The 21,804-nt window shown below is 65.7% G+C and carries 17 protein-coding genes; 3 read left to right on the plus strand and 14 right to left on the minus strand.

What is annotated here, in order from left to right; translation table 11 throughout:
• Window positions 1-85 precede the first annotated feature (85 nt).
• The 4 genes from AC5STI_RS07690 to ftsW all read right to left on the minus strand — a co-directional run bounded on the left by AC5STI_RS07690 (window position 86) and on the right by ftsW (window position 4,122).
• Window positions 86-334 (minus strand): DUF2484 family protein, encoded by a 249-nt coding sequence (locus AC5STI_RS07690; protein ID WP_475046489.1) that lies wholly within the window; start codon window positions 332-334, stop codon window positions 86-88.
• 99 nt (window positions 335-433) lie between these two features.
• Window positions 434-1,831 (minus strand): UDP-N-acetylmuramate--L-alanine ligase, encoded by a 1,398-nt coding sequence (gene murC / locus AC5STI_RS07695; RefSeq protein ID WP_495446253.1) that lies wholly within the window; start codon window positions 1,829-1,831, stop codon window positions 434-436.
• Between the two features lie 4 nt (window positions 1,832-1,835).
• Window positions 1,836-2,927: a UDP-N-acetylglucosamine--N-acetylmuramyl-(pentapeptide) pyrophosphoryl-undecaprenol N-acetylglucosamine transferase gene (locus AC5STI_RS07700; RefSeq protein ID WP_475046492.1), complete on the minus strand. Its 1,092-nt coding sequence runs from the start codon at window positions 2,925-2,927 to the stop codon at window positions 1,836-1,838.
• A gap of 28 nt (window positions 2,928-2,955) precedes the next feature.
• On the minus strand, window positions 2,956-4,122 hold the full coding sequence (gene ftsW, locus AC5STI_RS07705) for a putative lipid II flippase FtsW (protein ID WP_495446254.1): 1,167 nt from the start codon (window positions 4,120-4,122) through the stop codon (window positions 2,956-2,958).
• Window positions 4,123-4,357: 235 nt separating this feature from the next.
• On the opposite strand from ftsW, the gene AC5STI_RS07710 reads away from it, so the two are divergent.
• On the plus strand, window positions 4,358-5,539 hold the full coding sequence (locus tag AC5STI_RS07710; RefSeq protein WP_495446255.1) for a BaiN/RdsA family NAD(P)/FAD-dependent oxidoreductase: 1,182 nt from the start codon (window positions 4,358-4,360) through the stop codon (window positions 5,537-5,539).
• A gap of 217 nt (window positions 5,540-5,756) precedes the next feature.
• On the opposite strand, the gene murD is transcribed toward AC5STI_RS07710, so the two are convergent.
• Window positions 5,757-7,154 carry a UDP-N-acetylmuramoyl-L-alanine--D-glutamate ligase gene (murD, locus tag AC5STI_RS07715; protein WP_495446256.1) on the minus strand — a complete coding sequence of 466 codons (1,398 nt, stop codon included), beginning with the start codon at window positions 7,152-7,154 and terminating at the stop codon, window positions 5,757-5,759.
• Between the two features lie 129 nt (window positions 7,155-7,283).
• On the opposite strand from murD, the gene AC5STI_RS07720 reads away from it, so the two are divergent.
• Window positions 7,284-8,198 carry a glutaminase gene (locus AC5STI_RS07720; RefSeq protein ID WP_490399894.1) on the plus strand — a complete coding sequence of 305 codons (915 nt, stop codon included), beginning with the start codon at window positions 7,284-7,286 and terminating at the stop codon, window positions 8,196-8,198.
• Window positions 8,199-8,797: 599 nt separating this feature from the next.
• On the opposite strand, the gene mraY is transcribed toward AC5STI_RS07720, so the two are convergent.
• The 8 genes from mraY to AC5STI_RS07760 form a co-directional block, all read right to left on the minus strand.
• On the minus strand, window positions 8,798-9,880 hold the full coding sequence (mraY, locus tag AC5STI_RS07725) for a phospho-N-acetylmuramoyl-pentapeptide-transferase (RefSeq protein ID WP_475046501.1): 1,083 nt from the start codon (window positions 9,878-9,880) through the stop codon (window positions 8,798-8,800).
• A gap of 21 nt (window positions 9,881-9,901) precedes the next feature.
• Entirely contained in the window at window positions 9,902-11,302 is a 1,401-nt protein-coding gene (locus tag AC5STI_RS07730; RefSeq protein ID WP_495446257.1) for a UDP-N-acetylmuramoyl-tripeptide--D-alanyl-D-alanine ligase, read from the minus strand.
• Window positions 11,299-12,786, minus strand: a complete 1,488-nt coding sequence (locus AC5STI_RS07735; RefSeq protein WP_495446258.1) for a UDP-N-acetylmuramoyl-L-alanyl-D-glutamate--2,6-diaminopimelate ligase — start codon at window positions 12,784-12,786, stop codon at window positions 11,299-11,301. Before AC5STI_RS07735 ends, AC5STI_RS07730 begins: the two co-directional genes overlap by 4 nt.
• Window positions 12,787-12,803: 17 nt before the next feature.
• Window positions 12,804-14,588 (minus strand): peptidoglycan D,D-transpeptidase FtsI family protein, encoded by a 1,785-nt coding sequence (locus AC5STI_RS07740; protein ID WP_475046507.1) that lies wholly within the window; start codon window positions 14,586-14,588, stop codon window positions 12,804-12,806.
• Complete coding sequence (gene ftsL, locus AC5STI_RS07745; RefSeq protein WP_495446259.1) at window positions 14,585-14,935, minus strand: cell division protein FtsL; 351 nt, start codon at window positions 14,933-14,935, stop codon at window positions 14,585-14,587. The genes AC5STI_RS07740 and ftsL overlap by 4 nt, the downstream gene beginning before the upstream one ends.
• Window positions 14,932-15,924 carry a 16S rRNA (cytosine(1402)-N(4))-methyltransferase RsmH gene (gene rsmH / locus AC5STI_RS07750; RefSeq protein ID WP_495446260.1) on the minus strand — a complete coding sequence of 331 codons (993 nt, stop codon included), beginning with the start codon at window positions 15,922-15,924 and terminating at the stop codon, window positions 14,932-14,934. Before rsmH ends, ftsL begins: the two co-directional genes overlap by 4 nt.
• A 3-nt stretch (window positions 15,925-15,927) precedes the next feature.
• The gene (mraZ, locus tag AC5STI_RS07755) at window positions 15,928-16,431 is read right to left on the minus strand and encodes a division/cell wall cluster transcriptional repressor MraZ (protein ID WP_475046513.1); all 504 of its coding nucleotides are present in this window, start codon (window positions 16,429-16,431) and stop codon (window positions 15,928-15,930) included.
• Window positions 16,432-17,277: 846 nt separating this feature from the next.
• Entirely contained in the window at window positions 17,278-18,342 is a 1,065-nt protein-coding gene (locus AC5STI_RS07760) for an Mrp/NBP35 family ATP-binding protein (protein WP_475046515.1), read from the minus strand.
• A 364-nt stretch (window positions 18,343-18,706) separates the two neighbouring features.
• On the opposite strand from AC5STI_RS07760, the gene AC5STI_RS07765 reads away from it, so the two are divergent.
• Window positions 18,707-18,916 (plus strand): DUF1127 domain-containing protein, encoded by a 210-nt coding sequence (locus tag AC5STI_RS07765; RefSeq protein WP_490399889.1) that lies wholly within the window; start codon window positions 18,707-18,709, stop codon window positions 18,914-18,916.
• 395 nt (window positions 18,917-19,311) lie between these two features.
• Here AC5STI_RS07765 and AC5STI_RS07770 read toward each other — a convergent pair whose 3' ends face one another.
• Entirely contained in the window at window positions 19,312-21,681 is a 2,370-nt protein-coding gene (locus AC5STI_RS07770; RefSeq protein ID WP_495446261.1) for an ATP-dependent helicase, read from the minus strand.
• Window positions 21,682-21,804 lie beyond the last annotated feature (123 nt).

The raw sequence follows: 21,804 nt of genomic DNA on the forward strand, positions 1-21,804 counted from the left end.
AACAAGGAACAATCGCTCCTCGCGCATTGGTAGGCCACCACAGGAAATATTTCGTTAAGTCCGGCGCCTGGCTGCGGCGCGGCCGTCAGCGTCCCAGGGAGCGCCTGATATAGCGGCCCAGGTAAATCACCGGCCAGCGCAGCACCGACATCCCCGCCAGCAGCACGGCCAGCCCCCACCAGGGGCCGTTCTCCCAGGCGACATAGCCCAGCAGCGGAATGCCCAGCGCAATCAGCACATAAGCCCGGGTCCAATGGCCGTCGCGGCTGGGGATCATTCCCAGAATATTGGCGGCCAGCGCCCAGACAGCGGCAAGCGTCAAAGACAGCGTCATTTCCGCCTCCTCAATCCGGCAGCTTCATCTGGCCGGAAATATCCCGGGGGAGCTGCCGCAGGCGGCGGGGGGCAGAGCCCCCTTTCTGCAATCGCGCCCTCAACGTTCCAGCCGCGCAGGCAAACCGTTGGCCCAGGTGCTGATGGTGCCGGCCCCCAGGCAGACAACCATATCGCCGGGCCGCGCCTGCTCGCGCACCAGGCGCTCCAGGTCTTCCTCGTTCAGCAGGGCACGGGCGTGGCGGTGGCCGTGGCGGATCAGGCCCGCCACCAGGTCATCGCGGCTGGCGCCCTCGATCGGGTCTTCGCCGGCGGCAAACACCTCGGCAATTGCCACCACGTCCGCCTCGTTGAAGCAGGCGCAGAAGTCGTCAAAAAGATTCGACAGGCGCGAGTAGCGGTGCGGCTGATGCACAGCGATCACCCGGCCCTCGCAGGCCTGGCGCGCCGCCTTCAGCACCGCGGCAATCTCCACCGGGTGGTGGCCGTAATCGTCAATGATGGTGACGCCGTTCACTTCGCCCACCTTGGTGAACCGCCGGTTCACGCCGCCAAAGGCCGCAAGCGCGGTGCGGATTTCGGTGCTGTTCATGCCCAGATGCCGCGCTACCGCGACGGCGGACAAGGCGTTGGAGACATTGTGGTCCCCCGGCATCGGCAGGGTGCAGCCCTCGATCACCCGGTCCTCGGCCTGCAGCACCACGTCGAAATGCGCCACGCCGCCCTTGTAGGTCAGGTTCACCGCCCGCACATCGGCCTGTGCGTTGAAGCCATAGGTTACCACCCGGCGGTCGGAGATCCGGCCCACCAGCGCCTGCACCTCGGCGTGATCGGTGCAGCAAACCGCGATGCCGTAGAACGGAATGTTGGAAACAAACTCCAGAAACCCGTCGCGCAAGCGGTCGAAGTCGCCCCAATGCTCCATATGCTCGGGGTCGATGTTGGTCACCACGGCAATGGTCGCGGGCAGGCGGTTGAAAGAACCGTCGCTCTCATCCGCTTCGACCACCATCCATTCGCCCTGCCCCATCCGCGCGTTGGAGCCATAGGCGTGAATGATGCCGCCGTTGATGATCGTCGGATCAAAGCCGCCCGCCACCATCAGCTCTGCCATCATCGTGGTGGTGGTGGTCTTGCCGTGAGTGCCGGCAATGGCGACGTTGGATTTCAGCCGCATCAGCTCCGCCAGCATATCGGCGCGGCGCACCACCGGCAGGCCGCGCAGGCGGGCCTCGTCCAGCTCCGGGTTGCCCGGCTTGATCGCCGAGGAGATCACCACAACCGCGGCCTCCTCCAGGTTCTCCGCCTTCTGGCCCACAAAGATGCGCGCCCCCAGCTCCTGCAGGCGGCTGGTGATCTTGGAGGATTTCAGGTCCGATCCCTGCACCATATAGCCGAGGTTCAACAGCACCTCGGCGATGCCCGACATGCCGATGCCTCCGATACCGACAAAGTGGATCGGGCCGACATCACCGGGCAGTTTGGTTGCTGGGTTCATACTCTCATCCTTCCTCGGCCAGTTGCTCCACCAATGCCGCCAACCGGTCGGTGGCATCGGGAACTCCGGCGCTCAAAGCGGCTGCCGCCATTTGCGTGGCAGCCTGCGGGTTACTCAGAATCGCGCCCATATGCTCTGCCAGCACGGGGATATCAAGGGCGCTTTCCGGGATCATAACAGCGGCATTGGCGTCAACCAGCCCGCGGGCGTTGGCGGTCTGGTGGTCGCCAGCGGCGGCGGCAAAGGGGATCAGGATCGAGGGACGCCCGATGATCGAGATATCGGCCACTGAAGACGCGCCCGATCGCGAGACCACCAGCTGCGCCTCCGACATGCGCGCAGGCACGTCGGTAAAGAATGTCTGCACATCGGCATTGATGCCATTGCTGGCATAAAAGGCGCTGACCCGCTCCAGGTCTTCTTCGCGCGCCTGATGCGAAACGCGCAGGTGCCGGCGGATATTGTCCGGCAGCGCCGCTACCGCTGCGGGCACCACGTCGGACAGGATGCGCGCGCCCTGGCTGCCGCCCATCACCAATAGCGACATCGGGTAGTCGCCGGGCGGGATATAGCCGGCGCCCGCCCGCTCCATCACCGCGCTGCGCACCGGGTTGCCCACATGCTCATGCGGCACGCCGTCGGGCAGAGAGGTGGGCCAGGTGCCGCACGCCACCCCGGCCACGCGGGTGGCAAAGATCTGGTTCACACGCCCCAGCACACCGTTCTGCTCGTGGATCATCCGCGGCAGCTTCAACAGCGTTGCCGCGCCCAGCGCCGGGATCGACGGGTAACCGCCAAAGCCGATCACCGCATCGGGGCGGTCGCTTCGCATTTGCATCGCCATCGACAGAACACCGCCCGCAATCTTCGGCCCCACCAGCGCCTTGGCCAGCAGCCCGCCGCGGGCAAAGGTGGCCGAAGACACCTGCGAGATCTCAACCGCGCTCGGAAACGCCGCGGTATAGCGTGCGCCGCGCGCGTCGGTCGACAGTTTCACGCGCCAGCCGCGCGCCAGCATTGCCTCGGCCAGCGCCTGTGCAGGAAACATATGGCCGCCGGTTCCGCCGGCAGCCATCAAAAGCAGTTTCTGTGCCATTCCCAGGTGGTCTCTTTTCTAAATCTCGTCAGCGGCCGCGGCCGTTCAGGTAGTCGGCAATCCCGCCCTGCGGGCGCGTCCGGGTAAAGGCCAGCAGCATACCCACTGCGATCCCGGTGGCAATCAGCGAGGATCCGCCGTAGCTGACAAACGGCAAAGTCATGCCTTTTGCGGGCAAGAGCCGCACCGCAACCCCCATGTTGATCATCGCCTGCACACCGAACATGCACACCAGGCCCGTGCCCGCGAGGCGGATAAAGGTATCGCGCTCGCGCATCAGCCTAAACAGCGAGCGCACCACGATCAGCGCATAAAGCGCGATCAGCACCGCCACCAGCACCAGCCCGTATTCCTCGGCCGCAACCGCGACGATGAAATCGGTGTGCGCATCCGGCAGCGACCACTTCACCTGCCCTTCGCCAACGCCCACCCCGAACAGCCCGCCCTCGCGGATCGCGTTGGTGGCATATCCCAGCTGGGTGGTCGGATCGACATCGGGGTTCAAAAAGCCGTCGATGCGGCGGGCAAAGTGTTCTGAGCTGTTATAGGCAAAGACACCGCCCAGCACGACAACGGCGGCCATGCAGACCAATAGCAGCATCGGCGCGCCGGCGACGAAGTACATCACCCCCCAGCCGAACAGGATCAGGCTGGCCTGGCCGAAATCCGGCTGCAAAACCAGCATCATTACCACCATCATGCACAGCGCAAAGGACATCAGCGTGCCCGGCGGGCCGTTGATCTGCTGGCTGGCGGCGATCATCCAGGCGGCAACAACGATGAATCCCGGCTTCAGGAACTCCGACGGCTGCAGGGAGGCAAACCCCAGGGAATACCAGCGCACCGCACCCTTGCCGAAATCGGTGCCGAAGATCGGCAGGAAGGCCAGCGCCACAAAAGCCACGGCAAAGCCGACCACCGCCAGCCGCCGCACCAGCGTCGGCGACATCACCGATGTGATCAGCATCGCGGCCAGCGCCGTCAGGCCAAAAACCGCCTGCCGCTGCACATAGTGGAAATTGCCGAACCCGTTCCGCTCCGCCAGCGGCACCGAGGCGGCAAGCCCCAGGAGCAGCCCGATCACGAACAGCATCAGGATGCAGGACATCGTCCATTTATCCAGCGTCCGCCACCATTTCGGAAGGATCGGCTCGCCTGTCCGCACAGGAACCGCGCCATAGACCATCTCAGTCATGGGAATACCGCCACTATTTGCCTCGCTCCGCCCCATTTTTCGGGGTCTCACCTAAACTGTAACGATTCGTGAGCCATGGCGCCAGAAAAAGAACACCCTTCGGCGGAATCCTACCACCCCGCCGCGCGCCTGTCTTGACAGGCAGGAAGTTGCCCGGCAGCCGGCAGCAATCCGCAAAAGCCCGCCGCCCGGCCTCCCCCTTGCGCCGGCGCCGGTTCCGTGGTCGATGCCCGCCATGCAGACCAACACTCTGATTCTCGGCGCCGGCGCGGCTGGCATGATGTGCGCGGCTCATGCCGGCGGCAGCACCCTGGTGATCGACCACGCCAAAGCGCCGGGCGAGAAAATCCGCATTTCCGGCGGCGGCCGCTGCAACTTCACCAACATGTATACAGAGGCGAAGAACTACCTTTCCGCCAATCCGCATTTCTGCAAATCCGCCCTCGCCCGCTACACCCAGTGGGATTTCATCGAACTGGTCAGCCGCCACGGCATCGCCTGGCACGAGAAAACCCTGGGCCAGCTGTTCTGCGACGGTTCCTCCAAACAGATCATCACGATGCTGGTGGACGAGATGCGGCAGGCCGGCGCAGATCTTTGGCTGCACACGTCGGTAGAGAACGTGGAGCAGACCGCAGACGGCTACCGCGTCAAACTGCTGCGCGAGGGCAAGGCGCAGACCGTCACCTGCCGCAACCTGGTGCTGGCCACCGGCGGCAAGTCGATCCCCAAGATGGGCGCCACCGGGCTTGCCTATGACCTCGCCCGCCAGTTCGGGCTGGAGATCACAGACACCCGCCCCGCGCTGGTCCCCTTCACCTTCCCGGACGGGCGCTTCCAACCGCTGGCCGGCGTCTCCCTGCCCGCGCGCCTGTCGAACGAGCGCACGTCCTTCGACGAGGCGCTGCTGTTCACCCACCGCGGCCTCTCAGGACCTTCGGTGCTGCAGCTCTCCTCCTACTGGCGCGAAGGCGAGGAGATCACCGCGAACCTGATCCCGGAGACGCCGCTTTACGGCCTGTTGCGTGAACAGCGCCAGGCCGAGGGCCGCCGCGACCTGACCACCGAACTCTCCCGCCACCTGCCCGGCAAGCTGGTGGAGTTCCTCGCGCCGCAGCTTGGCCTCAAGGGCCGCCTGGCGGATCAATCCGACGCGGCCCTGACCGCGCTGTGCGAGGCGCTGCAAAATTGGCGCCTGCTGCCTGCCGGCACCGAGGGCTACCGCACGGCGGAAGTCACCCTGGGCGGCATCTGCACGGACGGCCTTTCTTCCAAGACCATGGAGGCCAAACCCGCCCCCGGCCTCTACGCCATCGGCGAAGCCGTAGACGTGACCGGCTGGCTCGGCGGCTACAACTTCCAATGGGCCTGGTCATCTGGCTATGCCGCCGGCGCCGCCATCGCCGCCAAGGGCTGAGCCTTTAGGTTTTCCGCTTCGGAGCCGCCTGCGCTTGGGCCAAGGCGGCCAGGGATGACGGGCGGGGTCAAGGGAAATCGCGGAGGCTCCGCCGCAGGCGGATACCGCTATTTCGCTTGGCCGCGCGCGGCAGCTCTGGCAGGCCCAGGACAAGTGAAGGCGGGTGCGAAGCGGATTTTCCGCTTAGGTGAGCCTGAAGCCCCTTTGCGCCTTCCCGTCACCCCAGCCGCGTCTTCACTTCCGCGGTGAAATCATCGCCGCGCTGCTCGAAGTTGTCGTACTGATCGAAACTCGCCGCGGCCGGCGCCAGCAGCACGGTGTCGCCTTCCTGCGAGTCTTCCATGGCCCGCGCCACCGCCGCCGCCATGGTGGTGCAGACCTCCGCCTCCACATCCAGCTGCAAAGCAAAGGCAGCCGCCTCGCGCCCGATCACATAGGCCTTCACCACATTGCCGGTCTGCCCCTTCAGCGCGTCCAGCCCGCCGTCCTTCTCCAGCCCGCCGCAGATCCAGCGGATGTTCTTGAAGGCACTCAAGGCTTTGACCGCGCTGTCGAGGTTGGTGGCCTTGCTGTCATTCACATAGCGCACGCCTGCCGCTTCTGCGATGGTCTGGCTGCGGTGCGGCAGGCCCGGGAACGTTGCCATCGCATCGCCGATCAGCCGCGGCGCCAGCCCCAGGGTGCGCGCCGCCGCATAGGCCGCGCAGGCGTTCTGGTGGTTGTGCGCACCGGGCAGCCCCATCATCCCGCGAAGGTCGATGGAGGCCGCCTGCCGCCCCTTGCGGTACTCGCTCAGGAACCCTTTGCGGGCAAAGACCTGCCAGCCCGGACCGGTCAGCTTGCGCGCCGCGGAAATCCGGATCACCCGGTCGTCGCTGGCCCCCTCGGACAGCTGGCCTGCCAGGAACAGCCCCTCGTCCTCGTCGATGCCGATGACGGCCCGGTCCGGCCCGCCCTCGGCGAACAGGCGTCGCTTGGCGGCGAAATAGCCGCCCATGCCGCCGTGCCGGTCCAGATGGTCGGGCGACAGGTTGGTGAAGACCGCCACATCCGGGGTCAGCGCGCGGGCGAGTTCGGTCTGATAGCTCGATAGCTCCAGCACCACCACGCCGCCCTCGCCCGGCGGGTCGATGTCCAGCACGCCGCGGCCGATGTTGCCCGCCAACTGGCTCTCGCGGCCCGCCTCCTGCAGGATGTGGTGCAGCAGCGCCACCGTGGTCGACTTGCCGTTGGAGCCGGTGACCGCCACGACCCGCGGCGGCTGGTCGTGCATCTGCCATTCGGCGTCCGCAAAGGAGCGGAAGAATAACCCGATGTCATTGTCCACCGGCACCCCGGCCTCCATCGCCGCACGGATCACCGGGTTCGGCTTGGGATACAGATGCGGAATGCCGGGCGAAGTGATCAGCGCTGCCACATCGTCAAAGGCACCCGGTTTGTGCAGGTCGCGGCAGGTGAAACCTTCCGCCTCCGCCGCCTCCCGCGCGGCCGGGTTGTCGTCCCAGCACAGCGCCTCGGCGCCGCCGGCCCTCAACGCCCGCGCGGTCGCCAGACCGGACCGCCCCAGCCCCAGAACCGCCAGTTTCGCGCCCTCATATCCTTTGACCGGGATCATCGCCTGCACTCCCTCGAAATTGGTGCTGAAACCGCTACCCGATCCATCCGGGCTTTGCCAGTGCTGTCAGATTGACAAGGCCCCGCCCATACCCGAAGTTCCCTCTCAGGACAGAGGAAGGAGTGACGCTTGGCACCGGATATTCAAACCTTGCTCGACCGGATCAGCGCAGACATGCACGGCCGCGCCGACCGCGGCGAAGTCGCCAGCTACATCCCCGAACTCGGCCAAGTGGACCCGGACCAATTCGCCATCGCGGTGGCCACCGCCGGCGGCAAGCTGTTTCACGCCGGCGATGCGCAGACCCGGTTTTCCGCCCAAAGCATCACCAAGGTGTTCACCCTCGCCATCGCGCTCGGGCGCGCAGGCGACCAGCTGTGGAGCCGTGTCGGGCGCGAACCCTCGGGCACCGCCTTCAACTCCATCGTCCAGCTTGAGCATGAGCGCGGCCGCCCCCGCAACCCGTTCGTCAACGCCGGCGCCATCGTCACCACGGATGAGCTGCTGGCGGGCCGCGAGCCCCGGGAGGCGCTGGCGGAAATCCTAGGCTTCATCCGCGCCGCGGCAGGCGATGAGGACATCCACATCAACAAGGCGGTGGCCAGTTCGGAGACCCGCCACGGCCACCGCAACTTTGCCCATGCCAATTTCCTGGCCTCCTTCGGCAACCTCAAGAACACGCCGGAAAAGACGCTGGGCACCTATTTCCACCAATGCGCCACCGAGATGACGACGGTGCAGCTGGCCAAGGCCGGGCGCTTCCTGATCGGTGCCGACAAGGGGCCAAGCCTGGTGTCGCAGGGCCGCGTCCGGCGCCTGAATGCGCTGATGCTGACCTGCGGCCATTATGATGGCTCGGGGGAGTTCGCCTACCGCGTCGGCCTGCCCGCCAAAAGCGGTGTCGGCGGCGGCATCCTGGCGATTGTGCCGGGCAAGGCCAGCGTTGCGGTGTGGTCCCCGGGCCTGGACCACAACGGCAATTCCAAGCTGGGCACCGAAGCGATGGAGCGGCTGGCCCGTGAGATGGATTGGTCGGTGTTCTGAACCGGTTGCACCGGGCACCCCGGCGCAGCATGTACAGAGCGGCGGCGGGAATGCGCTTAAAACGCCCTTGATACCTTAAATTTCAATCCGGTCTAAGGCCTCAATTGAACCGGGCGCAATCAAACCTCACAGAAGTGAAAACCATGTGCTCGCCACCTAGGGCGGCGCCCGGGCCGAGGGGTGGGCGTGAAGCGCCCTCCCCGTGGGGTCGGTCCGGGCGCTGCCCGGCGTGCCGCCGGGCGGGTGTCTTGCAGCAGGTGTTGCGCAGCCAGCGACCGGTGCCCTCACCGGACCTTCACTCGCCTGCGCTACGGTCGAACCGTTGCAACGAGCAGACCAGGAGACCGGCCCCCTCAGACCACCTCCTCATTGGGTGCAGGGCGGGTCCGCACAGGCCGATAGACGGACATGGCCCCGTGGCAAGGGCCATCCGATGCTCCGCCCCTCCGGCGGCGCCGCCTTCTTCCAAAAAGATAAACCGCCCGAAGCAGCAGCCCCGAGCGGTTCCAGAGATCAGAGAGGTCAAACCGCCCCGCCTAAGACACGGCGCGGCGGCCAAGAGCCGTAGGGTGGGCGATTCCGCCCACCACTGCGCGGCCTTAACGCACCTTCAGCGTCGCCAGGCCGATCATCGCCAGGATCAGCGAGATGATCCAGAAGCGGATCACGATGGTCGGCTCCGCCCAGCCCTTCTTCTCGTAGTGGTGATGGATCGGCGCCATCAGGAACACCCGCCGCCCGGTGCGCTTGAAGTAGAGCACCTGGATGATCACCGACAGCGCCTCAACCACGAACAGGCCGCCGACAATGGCCAGCACCAGTTCGTGCTTGGTGGCGACCGCGATGGCGCCCAGGGCACCGCCCAGCGCCAGCGATCCGGTGTCGCCCATGAACACCGCCGCCGGCGGCGCGTTGTACCACAGAAAGCCCAGCCCTGCGCCGAACAGCGCCGCGGTGAAGATCAGGATTTCGCCGGTTCCGGGCACATAGTGCACGTCCAGATACTCGGTAAAGTCGACCCGCCCCACCGCATAGGCAATCACGCCCAGCGTTCCGGCCGCAATCATCGACGGCATGATGGCGAGTCCGTCCAGACCATCGGTCAAGTTCACCGCATTGGCCGCGCCGACGATGACGCAGATCGAAAACGGCACGTAGAAGATCCCGAGATTGATCAGCGTGTCCTTGAACACCGGCAGCGCCAGCTGGTGCTGCAGCGGCTCCGGGTGATAGGCCGCAGCCCACAGCGACGCGGTCACTGCGATCAGCACCCCCAGCAGCAGCCGCACCTTGCCCGGCACGCCCTTGGTGTTCTGCTTTGAGACCTTGGCGTAATCGTCGGCAAAACCGATGAGGCCATAGGCCATGGTCACAAACAGAACCAGCCAGACAAAGGGGTTATCCCACCGCGCCCACATCAGCGTCGCAGTCAGCAGCGCGCCAACGATCAACAGGCCGCCCATGGTCGGGGTGCCCGCCTTGGAGAAATGCCCCTCCGGCCCGTCGTCGCGGATCGGCTGGCCCTTGCCCTGGCGCTTGCGCAGCACGTTGATCAGCGGCTTGCCGAACAGGAAGCCGAAGATCAGCGCGGTCAGAAAGGCGCCGCCTGCGCGGAATGTGATATAGCGGAACAGGTTGTAGAAATCCCCCCCGTCCGACAAAGCGGTCAGCCAATAGAGCATCCTGGCCCTTCCCTCGTTCTTTTACGCGTTTTCTGAGTTGAGGCCGGAGTGACCCATTTCGCGGATGCCGTCAACGATCTTGGCCAATGCCATGCTCAAAGAGCCCTTCGCCAGCACGATATCGCCGCCTTGGATTTCACCTGCCAGCCCGGGCACCGCCTCCGCACTGGTCTCATACCAGGCGCCGCGCTTGCCCTCCGGCAGTGCGCCGTGCAGAGCGTGCATCAGCGGGCCGATGCAGTGGATCTTGTCGATGCCCTGAACCGCGTCCAGATCCGCCAGCCCTGCGTGCAGTTCGGCCTCCTGCGGGCCAAGTTCCTTCATGTCGCCGACATAGGCGATCCTGCGGCCCTTTCCGGGGGTGGCCGCCAGCACCGCAAGTGCTGCCGCCATCGAGGTCGGGTTGGCGTTATAGCTGTCGTCCAGCAGGGTGATGGTGCCGCTGTCCAGCCGGATCACCTCACGCACGCCGCGGCCCTTGACCGGCGACCAAAGGGCGAGGCTTTCGGCTGCTTTGACCGGATCGGCTCCCAGCGCCTCAACACAGGCCAGCGCGCCCAGGGCGTTCATCGCGAAATGCGCGCCAAGGGATTGAATATGCAGCTCAACCTCCCGGCCGTTGGCGGTGGCGCGGGCGACGGTCTCCTCGCCTTCAATCCCGGCGGAATGCAGAGTGTAGTCCGCGGCGCTTTCACCGAACCAGCGGGCAGTTGCACCCAGATCCGCCGCCACGTCCCGCAGCACATGGGCCTCGGCGACATCGGCGTTCAGCACCGCCGCGCCGCCCGGTTCCAGCCCTTCCATTATCGCGGCTTTTTCGCGGGCGATGCCTTCGACGTTTTCAAACGCTTCCAGATGCACCGCGGCCACGGTGGTCACCATCGCCACATGCGGGCGGGCCTGTTTTGCCAAGGGCGCAATCTCGCCGGGGTGGTTCATGCCGATCTCGATCACCGCGTATTCAGTATCGCGCGGCATCCGCGCCAGCGTCAGCGGCACGCCCCAATGGTTGTTGTAGCTGGCCACTGCGGCATGGGTGCGGCCCTGATCGGACAGCATCCGCGCCAGCATTTCCTTGGTCGAGGTCTTGCCGACCGAGCCGGTGACCGCAACGACCTTGGCCTGTGTCCGCGCCCGCGACGCCTTGCCCAAGGCCTCCAGACCGGCCTGCACGTCGTCCACGATCAGCAGCGGCGCATCCGCCGGAAGACCTTCCGGAACGCGGGAGACCAGCGCCGCACCGGCGCCCTTCTCCAGCGCTTGCGCCACGAAGTCATGGCCGTCACGGGCGGCCTTTAGCGCCACGAACATGTCGCCCGGCTCAATCGTGCGGGTATCGATCGACAGGCCTGAGACAGCCCAGTCCCCCTGCGCCTGCCCGCCGGTGGCGGCGGCGGCCTCGGATGCGGTCCAAAGGGTCATGCGATCCTCCCGTCCAGCGCAGCCACGGCAATGCTGGCCTGCTCCACATCATCAAAGGGCAGCACCGTGTCGCCCACGGTCTGGCCGGTCTCATGGCCCTTGCCGCAGACAATCAGCGCATCGCCTGGCTGCAGCATGTCGGCCCCGCGCAGGATCGCCTCGGCACGGTCGCCGATCTCGATGCAGTCCGGCGCGCCGCCCTTCACAGCGGCGCGGATCACCGCCGGATCCTCGCTGCGGGGGTTGTCGTCGGTGACGATCACTACATCCGCGTTCTCATGCGCCGCCTGCCCCATCAGAGGCCGCTTGGTGGTGTCGCGGTCGCCGCCCGCGCCGACGATGGCAATCAGACGGCCCAGCACATGCGGGCGCAGGGCCTTGATGGCGCTGGCCACCGCGTCCGGCGTATGGGCGTAATCGACAAAGACGGCCGAGCCGTTGTCCCGCTCCGCCGCCAGCTGCATCCGGCCGCGGACAGTGGTGAGATGCGGCAGGGTCTCAAACACCCGCTCCGGATCCTCGCCGCCGGCAATCACCAGCCCGCAGGCCAGCAGCACGTTCTCCGCCTGAAAGCCGCCAATGAGGTTGAGCCGCACCTGATACGGCTTGTCATGCCAGGCAAAGCGCATGTCCTGGCCAGTGCCGTCATAACGAAGCCCCAGAAGGCTGAGGTCGCCCAGGCCGCGGCCCACGCTGATCACCTCCTGCCCGCGGGCGGCGGCCACCGCGCGCATCTCCGGCCCCCGGGGGTCGTTCATGTTGATGACGGCGACGCCCTCCTCCGGCAGGACCCGGCGGAACAGGCCCGCCTTGGCGGCGAAATAGGCCTCAAACGTTTCGTGATAGTCCAGATGGTCCTGGGTGAAATTGGTGAAGCCGGCAGCGGCCAGCTGCACCCCGTCCAGACGCCGCTGGTCCAGCCCGTGCGAAGACGCCTCCATCGCCGCATGGGTCACACCCGCCGCGGCGGCCTCTGCCAGCGCGCGGTGCAGGGTGATCGGTTCCGGCGTGGTATGGGCCAGCGGGTAGCTCCAGGCGCCCTCGATGCCAGTAGTGCCCATGTTGACGGCCTGATGACCCAGCTCCATCCAGATCTGGCGCACGAAGGTCGCGACCGAGGTCTTGCCGTTGGTGCCGGTCACCGCGACCACGGTCTGCGGCTGGCCGCCGAACCACAGGGCGGCGGCATAGGCCAGCGTCTGGCGCGGGTCCTCGACCACAACCAGCGCGGCGTGGCTTTCATCCAGCACCTTGGCGGCGATCTCTGCCCCGGCGGCATCTGTCAGGATGGCAGAGGCGCCCTTCTCCAGCGCGCCGGGGATGAATTTGGCACCATGCACCTGGCTGCCCGGCAGTGCTGCGAAAAGATATCCCTCGCGCACCTCGCGGCTGTCCACCGCCAGGCCGCTGATCTGCGGGTCGGCGCCGCCGCGGGCGGTCAGCCCCAATTGGCTCAGGGGCTGGTCTGGTCTGCTGCTGCTCATGGCGGCCCTCACCTGGATTAGTTCGAGGTCAGGGTTATACCAGTCACCTCTGCGGGTTCAACTTGCGGACGCAGGCCCAAGAGCGGCGCGACACGGCCGATCATCTCAGCCGCCACCGGGGTGGCGGTCCAGCCTGCTGTGCGTCGCTCCTCGCCGTGGGCAATAATAGACGGTTCGTCCAGCGTCACGATCAGCACGTATTTCGGGTCATGTGCCGGGAAAATAGAGGCAAAAGTGGCGATCACCTTGTCATCATAATAGCCGCCGCGGGGCTTGGGCTTGTCGGCGGTGCCGGTCTTGCCGCCCACCTGATAGCCCTCGACCTCGGCAAAAGATGCGGTGCCTTCGCTGACCACCTTGCGCAACATCTTGCGCGCAGCGGCGGCGGAGGCCTCGCTCATCACCCGTTCGCCCAGTTGCGGGCCGTTCTGCTTCAGAATCGTCGGCGCCACGTAGCGGCCGCCGTTGGCCACCGCGGCATAGCCCGCCGCCAGATGCATCGGCGTGGTGGAGATGCCGTGGCCGTAGGAAATCGTCATCGCCGACAGCTCCGACCAGTTGGCCGGCAGGAGCGGCTTGCCGCCTGCGGCTTCGGAAATTTCAAACGGAGTCGGCTCCAGCATCCCCAGCGTGTCGAGGAAGCTTTTCTGCCGCTCCACCCCGATCTGCTGCGCCAGCCGTGCGGTGCCGATGTTGGAGGATTTGACGATGATCTTGGTCACCGACATCTCGTTGCCGTAGTTGCGGAAATCGCGGATCGCAAAACGGCCCCAGCGCAGCGGCCCGCGGGTGTCGATCACGGTGTCGGCGCCGACCAGACCCAGATCCATCGCCTGCGCGGCGGTGAAGATCTTGAAGGTGGAGCCAAGCTCATACACGCCCTGAACCGCGCGGTTGAACAGCGGGCTGACCGAGGGGTCAAAGCCGGAGGCAGGCGGGCGCGGCCGGTCGTTCGGATCGAAGTCGGGGAAGGAAACCACAGAGATCACCTCGCCCGTTTGGGCGTCCATCAGGATCGAAGTGGCCCCCTTGGCGTTCATCAGCTTCATGCCGCCATAAAGCACCTGCTCAGCCGCTGCCTGAACCGTCAGGTCCAGCGACAGCTGCAGCGGCTTGCCGCCGTTGGCCGGGTCGCGCAGGTAGTCGTCGAACTGGCGCTCCACACCGGCAACGCCGATCACTTCGGCGGCGTTCACGCCTTCCTTGCCAAAGCCCGCCCCGCCCAGCACATGCGCGGCCAGGCTGCCATTGGGGTAAAGCCGCATCTCGCGCGGGCCGAACATCAGGCCGGGATCGCCGATATCATGCACCGCCTGCAGCTGCTCGGGGCTGATTTTCTTTTTTACCCACAGGAACTTGCGCTTACCGGTGAAATCCTTGATCAGCCGCTCGCGGTCCAGGTCCGGGAAGATCTCCACCAGCTTTTCCGCGGCACCGATGGGGTCGATCATTTGCGGCGGCTGGGCATAAAGCGAATGGGTTTCAAAATTGGTAGCCAGCAGGCGGCCCTTGCGGTCGACAATGTCGGCGCGCTGCATGGCGATGGCGCTGCCGGGCACGCTGGCCACCGGCTCTGCAGGTTCGGAGACCGCTGTCGTGGCCATGCGGGCAATGATCGCCCCGAAGGCGCAGACAAAGAACAGCCCAAGAACCAAAAGCCGCCCCTCGGCGCGCTGCCGGGACTGCACCTGCATTTCCTGATGGCGCAGGCTGAGGTTCTCGCGTTCGATCGCATCCGGGTTTTCGCCGGTCGCGCGGGCATGAAGGATGCGGGCCAGCGGGCGGAGCGGTGTGCGGATCATGGCTGCGTCCTCAGGTTCAGGCCGGAGACTTCAACCTCGTTGGTGATCTCCAGCTCCGCCGGTGCCGGGTAGGAGACCTCATCCACCCGCCCGAACTGATCCGGGCGCAGCGGCAGAAGGCCGAGGCGGTCAAAATTGATGTCCGCCAGATCGCGCAGCCGCTGCGGGCGGTTGAGATAGGCCCATTCGGCGCGCAGCACGCTGAGCCGGACCTGCGCCGCGCCGATCTGCTGCTGCAGCGCCCGGGTTTCCTTCAGCACCTGCTGGGTGGCGTAGTTTTCGCGGTAGGCCCAAAAGGCAAGGCCAAAGACAGCCAGACAAGTTGCGGCATACAGCAGGGTCTTCATTTACGCGTCTCTTTCAGCTGCGGCATTCCAAGCTCCTTGGCCGAGATCGGCCCCGGCGCGGCATCAGTCCGGCGCCCCACCCGCAGGCGGGCGGAACGGGCGCGCGGGTTTTCGGCCAGCTCCTGCTCGTCCGGGCCCACGGCCTTGCGGGTGACCAGTTCGAACTGGGCGGGGGTTTCCTCCTGCTCCGGCGCATAGCGGTTGGCGCGGCCGGTCTTGCCTGCGCGGTGCTGGAAGAAGCGTTTGACCATGCGGTCCTCGACCGAGTGGAAGGTGACAACGGCCAAGAGCCCGCCCGGCTTCAGCGCCCGCTCGGCGGCCAGCAGGCCCTCGAACAGCTCGTCATATTCGGCGTTCACCGCGATGCGCAGGCCCTGGAAGCTGCGGGTCGCAGGGTGCGACTGGCCCGGCTTGGGGCGCGGCAGGCAGCTCTCGATGATGCCCGCAAGGCGCAGGGTGGTGGTGATCGGCTCGATTTCGCGTTCCCGGACGATCGCCTTGGCGATGCGGCGGCTGGCGCGTTCCTCGCCGTAGTGGAACAGGATGTCGGCGATCTGCGCCTCGGTCAGTTCCGCGATCAGGTCGGCGGCGGAGGGGCCGGACTGCGACATCCGCATGTCCAGCGGGCCGTCCTTCATGAACGAGAAGCCGCGTTCGGCCAGGTCCAGCTGCATGGAGGAAACGCCGAGGTCCAGCACCACGCCGTCGAGGTCCTGGGCATATTCATCCATGCGGGAAAACACGCCTTGCTGCAGGATGAGGCGGTCGCCGTACTCTCCTGCCCAGGGTTTTGCGAGCTCAAAGGCCAGCGGGTCGCGGTCAACGCCGATCACCTGCTCCGCCCCGGCTTCCAGCAGGCCCCGGGTATAGCCGCCGGCGCCGAAGGTGCCATCCAGCCAGCGGCCGGTAACGGGGGCAACCGCCTGCAGGAGCGGCCGGAGAAGAACGGGGATGTGGGGACCATTGGCAGCGTTCTGGTCCTGGGTCATGTCTTAAGCGCTCCCGGCGCCATCTAGGAATTCCATCGGATCGAAGCCCTCGGGCAGGTCATCCATCCACTCTTCGGCCTGTGCCAGCTCCTCGGCCTCGTAGGTTTCCGGCTTCCAGATCTGGAAGGTGTCGCCCGCGGCGATGAAAAAGGCCTCGGCCTCCAGATCAATCTTCTGGCGCAGCTTGGCGGGCAGCACCAGGCGGCCGGTCTCGTCCACGTTGGTCGGGAAGGACTGGCCGTGGAACATACGCTGCAGCATCTTGCGCTGCATCGAGCCGCGCGGCAGCTGGTCGATCTTGGCGTCGACCTCTTCGATCGCCTCGATAGTATAGCATTCCAGGAAATTGCGGCGATGGTCGCCGTAGACGATCACCAGTTCGGGGTTCTGGCCCGGCTGCCAGTTCGGATCGGCGGCCTCCAGAACACGGCGAAAGGAGGCGGGAATTGACACCCGCCCCTTGCTGTCCACCTTATGGTGGCTTTCGCCTCTGAACCTGCGGCCCAATTTACCGTCCTTTTCGCGCGTCCCTCGCGTTAATCCGTCCCCCAGAATGAAAAGGGGCGGGTTGATCTGCTGCCACTGATCAACCCGCCGCCTTGGCCCGCTTTGCGGGATGTCCGACTGCGCGCGCCACCTGGGGGGATGTCTGCTCGCTCGCGCGCCGGATCTCTTGGTTCGATGAAAGCGAAGGCCTGTATGAAACCTGCTTGTTTTGTTTTTTGGTCTGGGGTCGTTTGGCGCCCCGTCCCTCGTCTCATCTGATGAAACAGGGATACTATGGGAATTGATGGTCCTGCAACTGTTTTTTGCGGGAAATCGCTCAGGGATTGGCGGCGAACGCAGAGATTCGCAAGAGATTCGTGGCCATCTCAGGCCAAATTTACGAATTTGTTGTGAGCAAAGCGACCGCAAACACTAGATATAGGTGCGAGTTGCGGAGGTGATTTTTTTCCCATAGTTTCCCGCGATTCCGTCAGACGACTCGCTGAAACCGCGTATGTTCGCGCTGTGTTCTCAAGCCGCCTGCCCCCAACAAGCCGGAAAGTTCCATTGCTTGCGTTTGAGCACGCGGTGATTCGTGCTGGCAAGAGGGAATAAGCGGAAATCCGGGCCATGATTTCCCATGCCGCCCATGATTTCCCGCCTGTCCCGCAAATTCCCAGCCGTCCCATGGTTTCCCAGCCGCCCCATGCGGTCCCATTCCGGGCGGCCCGTCCCATCCGGTCCCGGACCGGGCAGGCGTTCCCGTCTGCGCCCATTCGGCAACGCCGAACGGCAGAAGGCCCGCCACAAGGGCGGGCCATCAGATGCAGGGTGCCACTATATATAGAGAGTTCGCCCTGCGGCGCGTCAGGCCATGCCGCCCCTGACCAGCCCTTCGGCGATCCGGGCATAGGCCTGGGCCATTGCGCCCTCGCCCGCAGCCACCGGCGTGCCGCTGTCGCCCGCGAGCCGGGTTTCCAGGTCGATCGGCAAAGCCCCCAGCAGCGGCAGCCCAAGCGTTTCCGCCTCCGCCGCGACGCCGCCATTGCCGAAGATGTGATGCTCGCTGCCGCAATCCGGGCAGGCGAAGAAGGACATATTCTCGATCAGCCCAAGCACCGGGGTTTTCAGCGTGCCGAACATGTCCAGCGCCTTGCGCGCATCCAGCAGCGCCACGTCCTGCGGGGTGGAGACGACGATGGCGCCCGTCAGCTCTGCCTTGGTGCAGAGCGTCAGCTGCACATCGCCGGTGCCGGGCGGCAGGTCGACGATCAGCACGTCCAGCTCGCCCCAATTCACCTGCCCCAGCATCTGCTGCAGCGCGCCCATCAGCATCGGGCCGCGCCAGACCACCGCCTTGCCCTCCTCCAGCATGAAACCGATCGACATCAGGGTGACGCCATGAGCGTGCAGCGGCTCGATGGTCTTGCCGTCGGGGCTGGCGGGGCGGCCTTTGGCGCCCATCATGCGGGGCTGGGAGGGGCCGTATATATCGGCGTCCAGCAGCCCCACCTTGCGGCCCTGCCTGGCCAGTGCCACGGCGAGGTTGGAGGAAACGGTGGACTTCCCCACCCCGCCCTTGCCGGAGGCCACGGCCAGGATCCGCTTGACGCCTGCGGGTTTCAGCGGCTCCGCCTGCGGTTTCGGGTGGCCGCCCACCTTGAGACTGGGGGCGGGCTGCTGCGGCGCGTGGGCGGTCAGCGCCGCGGCCACGGCCTCCACCCCGTCCAGCGACAGCACGGCCGCCTCGGCCGCCTGGCGCAAAGGCTCCATCAGCTTGGCGATTTCCAGGCTGGGCGCTTCGATCACGAAGCTGACCTTTCCGCCCTCAATGCGCAGCGCCCGCAGCATGTCGCGCGACACCAGAGTGCCGCCATCCGGCAGGGCGAGCCGCTCCAATACTGCGTGAATCTGTTCCTGGGTGACCGGCATGTCTGCGCTCCTGCGTGTTATCCGGCACATATATATGCCGCGGCAGCGGCGCTTGGAACCCGTCCGGCCCGAACGCCGCAGACGCGGCCTGGAACGGCAGCCTGCCCGCCTGTCAACAGCGGCGGCACCAGCCATGCACAGGCTTCCGCGCGGTGCCGGGAAATTATACAGTTGCGTAAGCGGCTGCTGAAAATATCGCCATATTCCAGCTACATACCGATACGTCACCCATGCAAATGCTGCATAGCAGCAATGACGAAGCACGGGATTGCGACTTCTGGCGAGATCCCTAAATTGTGGCTCAAGCGGCGCCGCTGAGGCGCAAGACGCAGATGACGAAACGGTTGGACGAAGGAACAGACCCATGGCTGCAGCACATCAAATCTCCGCGGTGAGCGTGGCATCCCCGGTTGGCTTTCTGAACACGCTTCTGGTCAAGTTCGTCCGTTACCGGCTGTACCGCCAGACCGTCAATGAGCTGTCGGCGCTGTCGGGCCGCGAGCTGGCGGACCTGGGCCTGAGCCGCAGCGAAATCAAGCGCGTCGCCTATCAGGCCGCATACGAGAACAACTAATAGAGATCAGGCTCTTCCTCCTCCTCCCTTTGAAGAGCCTGTGCTACGCGGCGGCATCCTCCTCCTCCCTGATGCCGCCGCACCCTATACCGGCCCAAGAAGCCGGGTTTGGATCACCGGGGTCTCCTCCTCCCTTTTCCCCGGTGTATGACAGAACGGCGGCGCCCCTCCTCCTCCCTGGGCGCCGCCGTTTCTTGTTTTTCCGGGACATCAGAACTTAGCCCTCCCGCTGACGCGCAGCTGCAGCCAGGCACACGCCCGGCCAAAGCCGCGCTTGCTTGAGAGGAAAGGGGTGGCGCGGGCGCGGCGGGCAGCCATGCTGCCCGCCGCGCCCGCGCCCGGATCGGATCGCTGCGCGATCCGATCCGCCGGCCCTGCCGGCTTAAATACTTCGTTTAAAACGGAACGTCGTCCGTGGCAGAAACAAAGCGGGCGACCACTTTCTTGGTGCCTGCCTTCTCAAAGTCCACTTCAAGCTTGTCGCCCTCGATGCCGGTGATGGCGCCGTAGCCGAACTTCTGGTGGAACACCCGCTCCCCCAAGGTGAAGCTGGAGGTCGCGGTCAGGTCGATCACCTGATGCTTGCTCTCCTTTGGCTGCGACAGGCCGCGCTGGCCCGCGCGGGCCTGCATCCGCTTCCAGCCGGGCGAGTTGTAGCCATCGGCCTGCGCCATTTTCTCTTCGATCGTCGAGCGCACCTGCCCGCCCGCCATCGCGCCGCCGGGCGCCGCAGCGCCGTAGCCGCCGCCATAAAGGCCCGGGGGCGTCAGCACCTCGACATGCTCCTCCGGCAGCTCGTCGATGAAGCGCGAGGGCAGCTGCGATTGCCATTGCCCGAACACCCGCCGGTTGCCGGCGAAAGATATGGTGCAGATCTGTTCGGCGCGGGTGATGCCGACATAGGCAAGGCGGCGCTCCTCCTCCAAACCTTTAAGTCCGCTTTCGTCCATTGAGCGCTGCGAGGGGAACAGCCCGTCCTCCCAGCCCGGCAGGAAGACCGCGGGGAATTCCAGGCCCTTGGCGGCGTGCAGGGTCATGATCGAGACCTTCTCGTCCGCGTCCTGCTTGTCGTTGTCCATCACCAGGCTGACATGTTCGAGGAAGCCCTGCAGGTTCTCGAAAGACTCCAGCGCCTTCACCAATTCCTTGAGGTTTTCCAGGCGGCCCGGCGCCTCCGGCGTCTTGTCGTTCTGCCACATGCCGGTGTAGCCGCTCTCGTCCAGGATGATTTCGGCCAGCTCCATATGGGTCATGTCGGCGTCGCCGGCCATGCGGCCCCAGCGGGCGATGCCCTCGACCAGCTGGCGCAGGGCGCCGCCGCCCTTGCCCTTGATCTGGCCGCTCTCGACTGCAAGCCGCGCACCTTCCACCAGTGAAACGCCATTTTCGCGGGCGATGCTTTGGATGGTCTGCTGCGCCTTGTCGCCGAGGCCCCGTTTCGGGGTGTTGACGATGCGTTCAAATGCCAGGTCGTCGTCGGGGGAAACCACGACGCGGAAATAGGCCATCGCATCGCGGATCTCCATCCGCTCATAAAAGCGCGGGCCGCCGATCACGCGGTACGGCAGGCCGATGGTCAGGAAGCGGTCCTCGAACGCGCGCATCTGGTGGGAGGCGCGCACCAGAATGGCCATCTGGTCCAGCCCCAGCGGTGCCTGGCCGCGGGTGCCGCGCTGCATCGATTCAATCTCTTCGCCGATCCAGCGAGCCTCTTCCTCGCCGTCCCAATGGCCGATCAGACGGACCTTTTCGCCGTCGCCGGCCTCGGTCCACAGCTCTTTGCCGAGGCGGCCCTGGTTGCCGCGGATCACACCGCCGGCGGCCGCGAGGATATGGCCGGTGGAGCGGTAGTTCTGCTCCAGCCGGACCACCATTGCGCCGGGAAAATCCTTCTCAAACCGCAGGATGTTGCCGACCTCGGCGCCGCGCCAGCCATAGATCGACTGATCGTCGTCGCCGACACAGCAGACGTTTTTATGCTTGCCCGCCAGCAGCCGCAGCCAGAGGTACTGGGCGACGTTGGTATCCTGGTATTCGTCCACCATGATGTAGCGGAACCAGCGCTGGTACTGCTCCAGCACGTCGGGGTGGTTCTGGAAAATCGTGACCATGTGCAAGAGCAGGTCGCCGAAATCCACCGCGTTCAGCTCGCGCAGGCGGGTTTGGTACTGGGCGTAGAACTCGGTGCCGCGGCTGTTATAGGCGCTGGCATCGCCTGCGGGCACCTTCTCCGGTGTCAGTGCGCGGTTTTTCCAGTCGTCGATGATGCCCGCCAGCATCCGCGCGGGCCAGCGCTTGTCGTCGATGCCCGCGGCCTGGATCAGTTGCTTGAGCAGGCGGATCTGGTCGTCGGTGTCGAGAATGGTGAAGTTCGATTTCAGCCCCGCCAGCTCAGCGTGGCGGCGCAGCAGCTTGACGCAGATCGAATGGAAGGTGCCGAGCCACGGCATCCCTTCAACAGCCTGGCCCAGCATCGCCCCGACCCGCTCCTTCATCTCGCGGGCGGCCTTGTTGGTGAAGGTCACCGACAGGATCTCATTCGGGCGCGCGCGGCCGGTGCTGAGGAGATGCACGATGCGGGTGGTCAGCGCCTTGGTCTTGCCGGTGCCCGCGCCCGCCAGCATCAGCACCGGGCCGTCGAGGCATTCAACGGCCTCCCGCTGGGCGGGGTTGAGGCTGTCCAGATACGGCATCGGCCGCGCCTGCATGGCGCGGGCCGACAGCGAAGCGCCCTCAAAGGCGTCCATTTCGTCAAAACTGCTCATGGCGCGATCTTAGCCTGATTCAAGCCTGGCGGAAAGAGGACGTTCACACTCTGTTCACCTGCCTTGCGCCACATCTTCGGGACCCATGGGCGGCGGCTGTAAAGTGCTCAGCGGAAAGAAAGA

It is taken from the genome of Leisingera sp. CC-HEC096 (genome assembly GCF_059429235.1).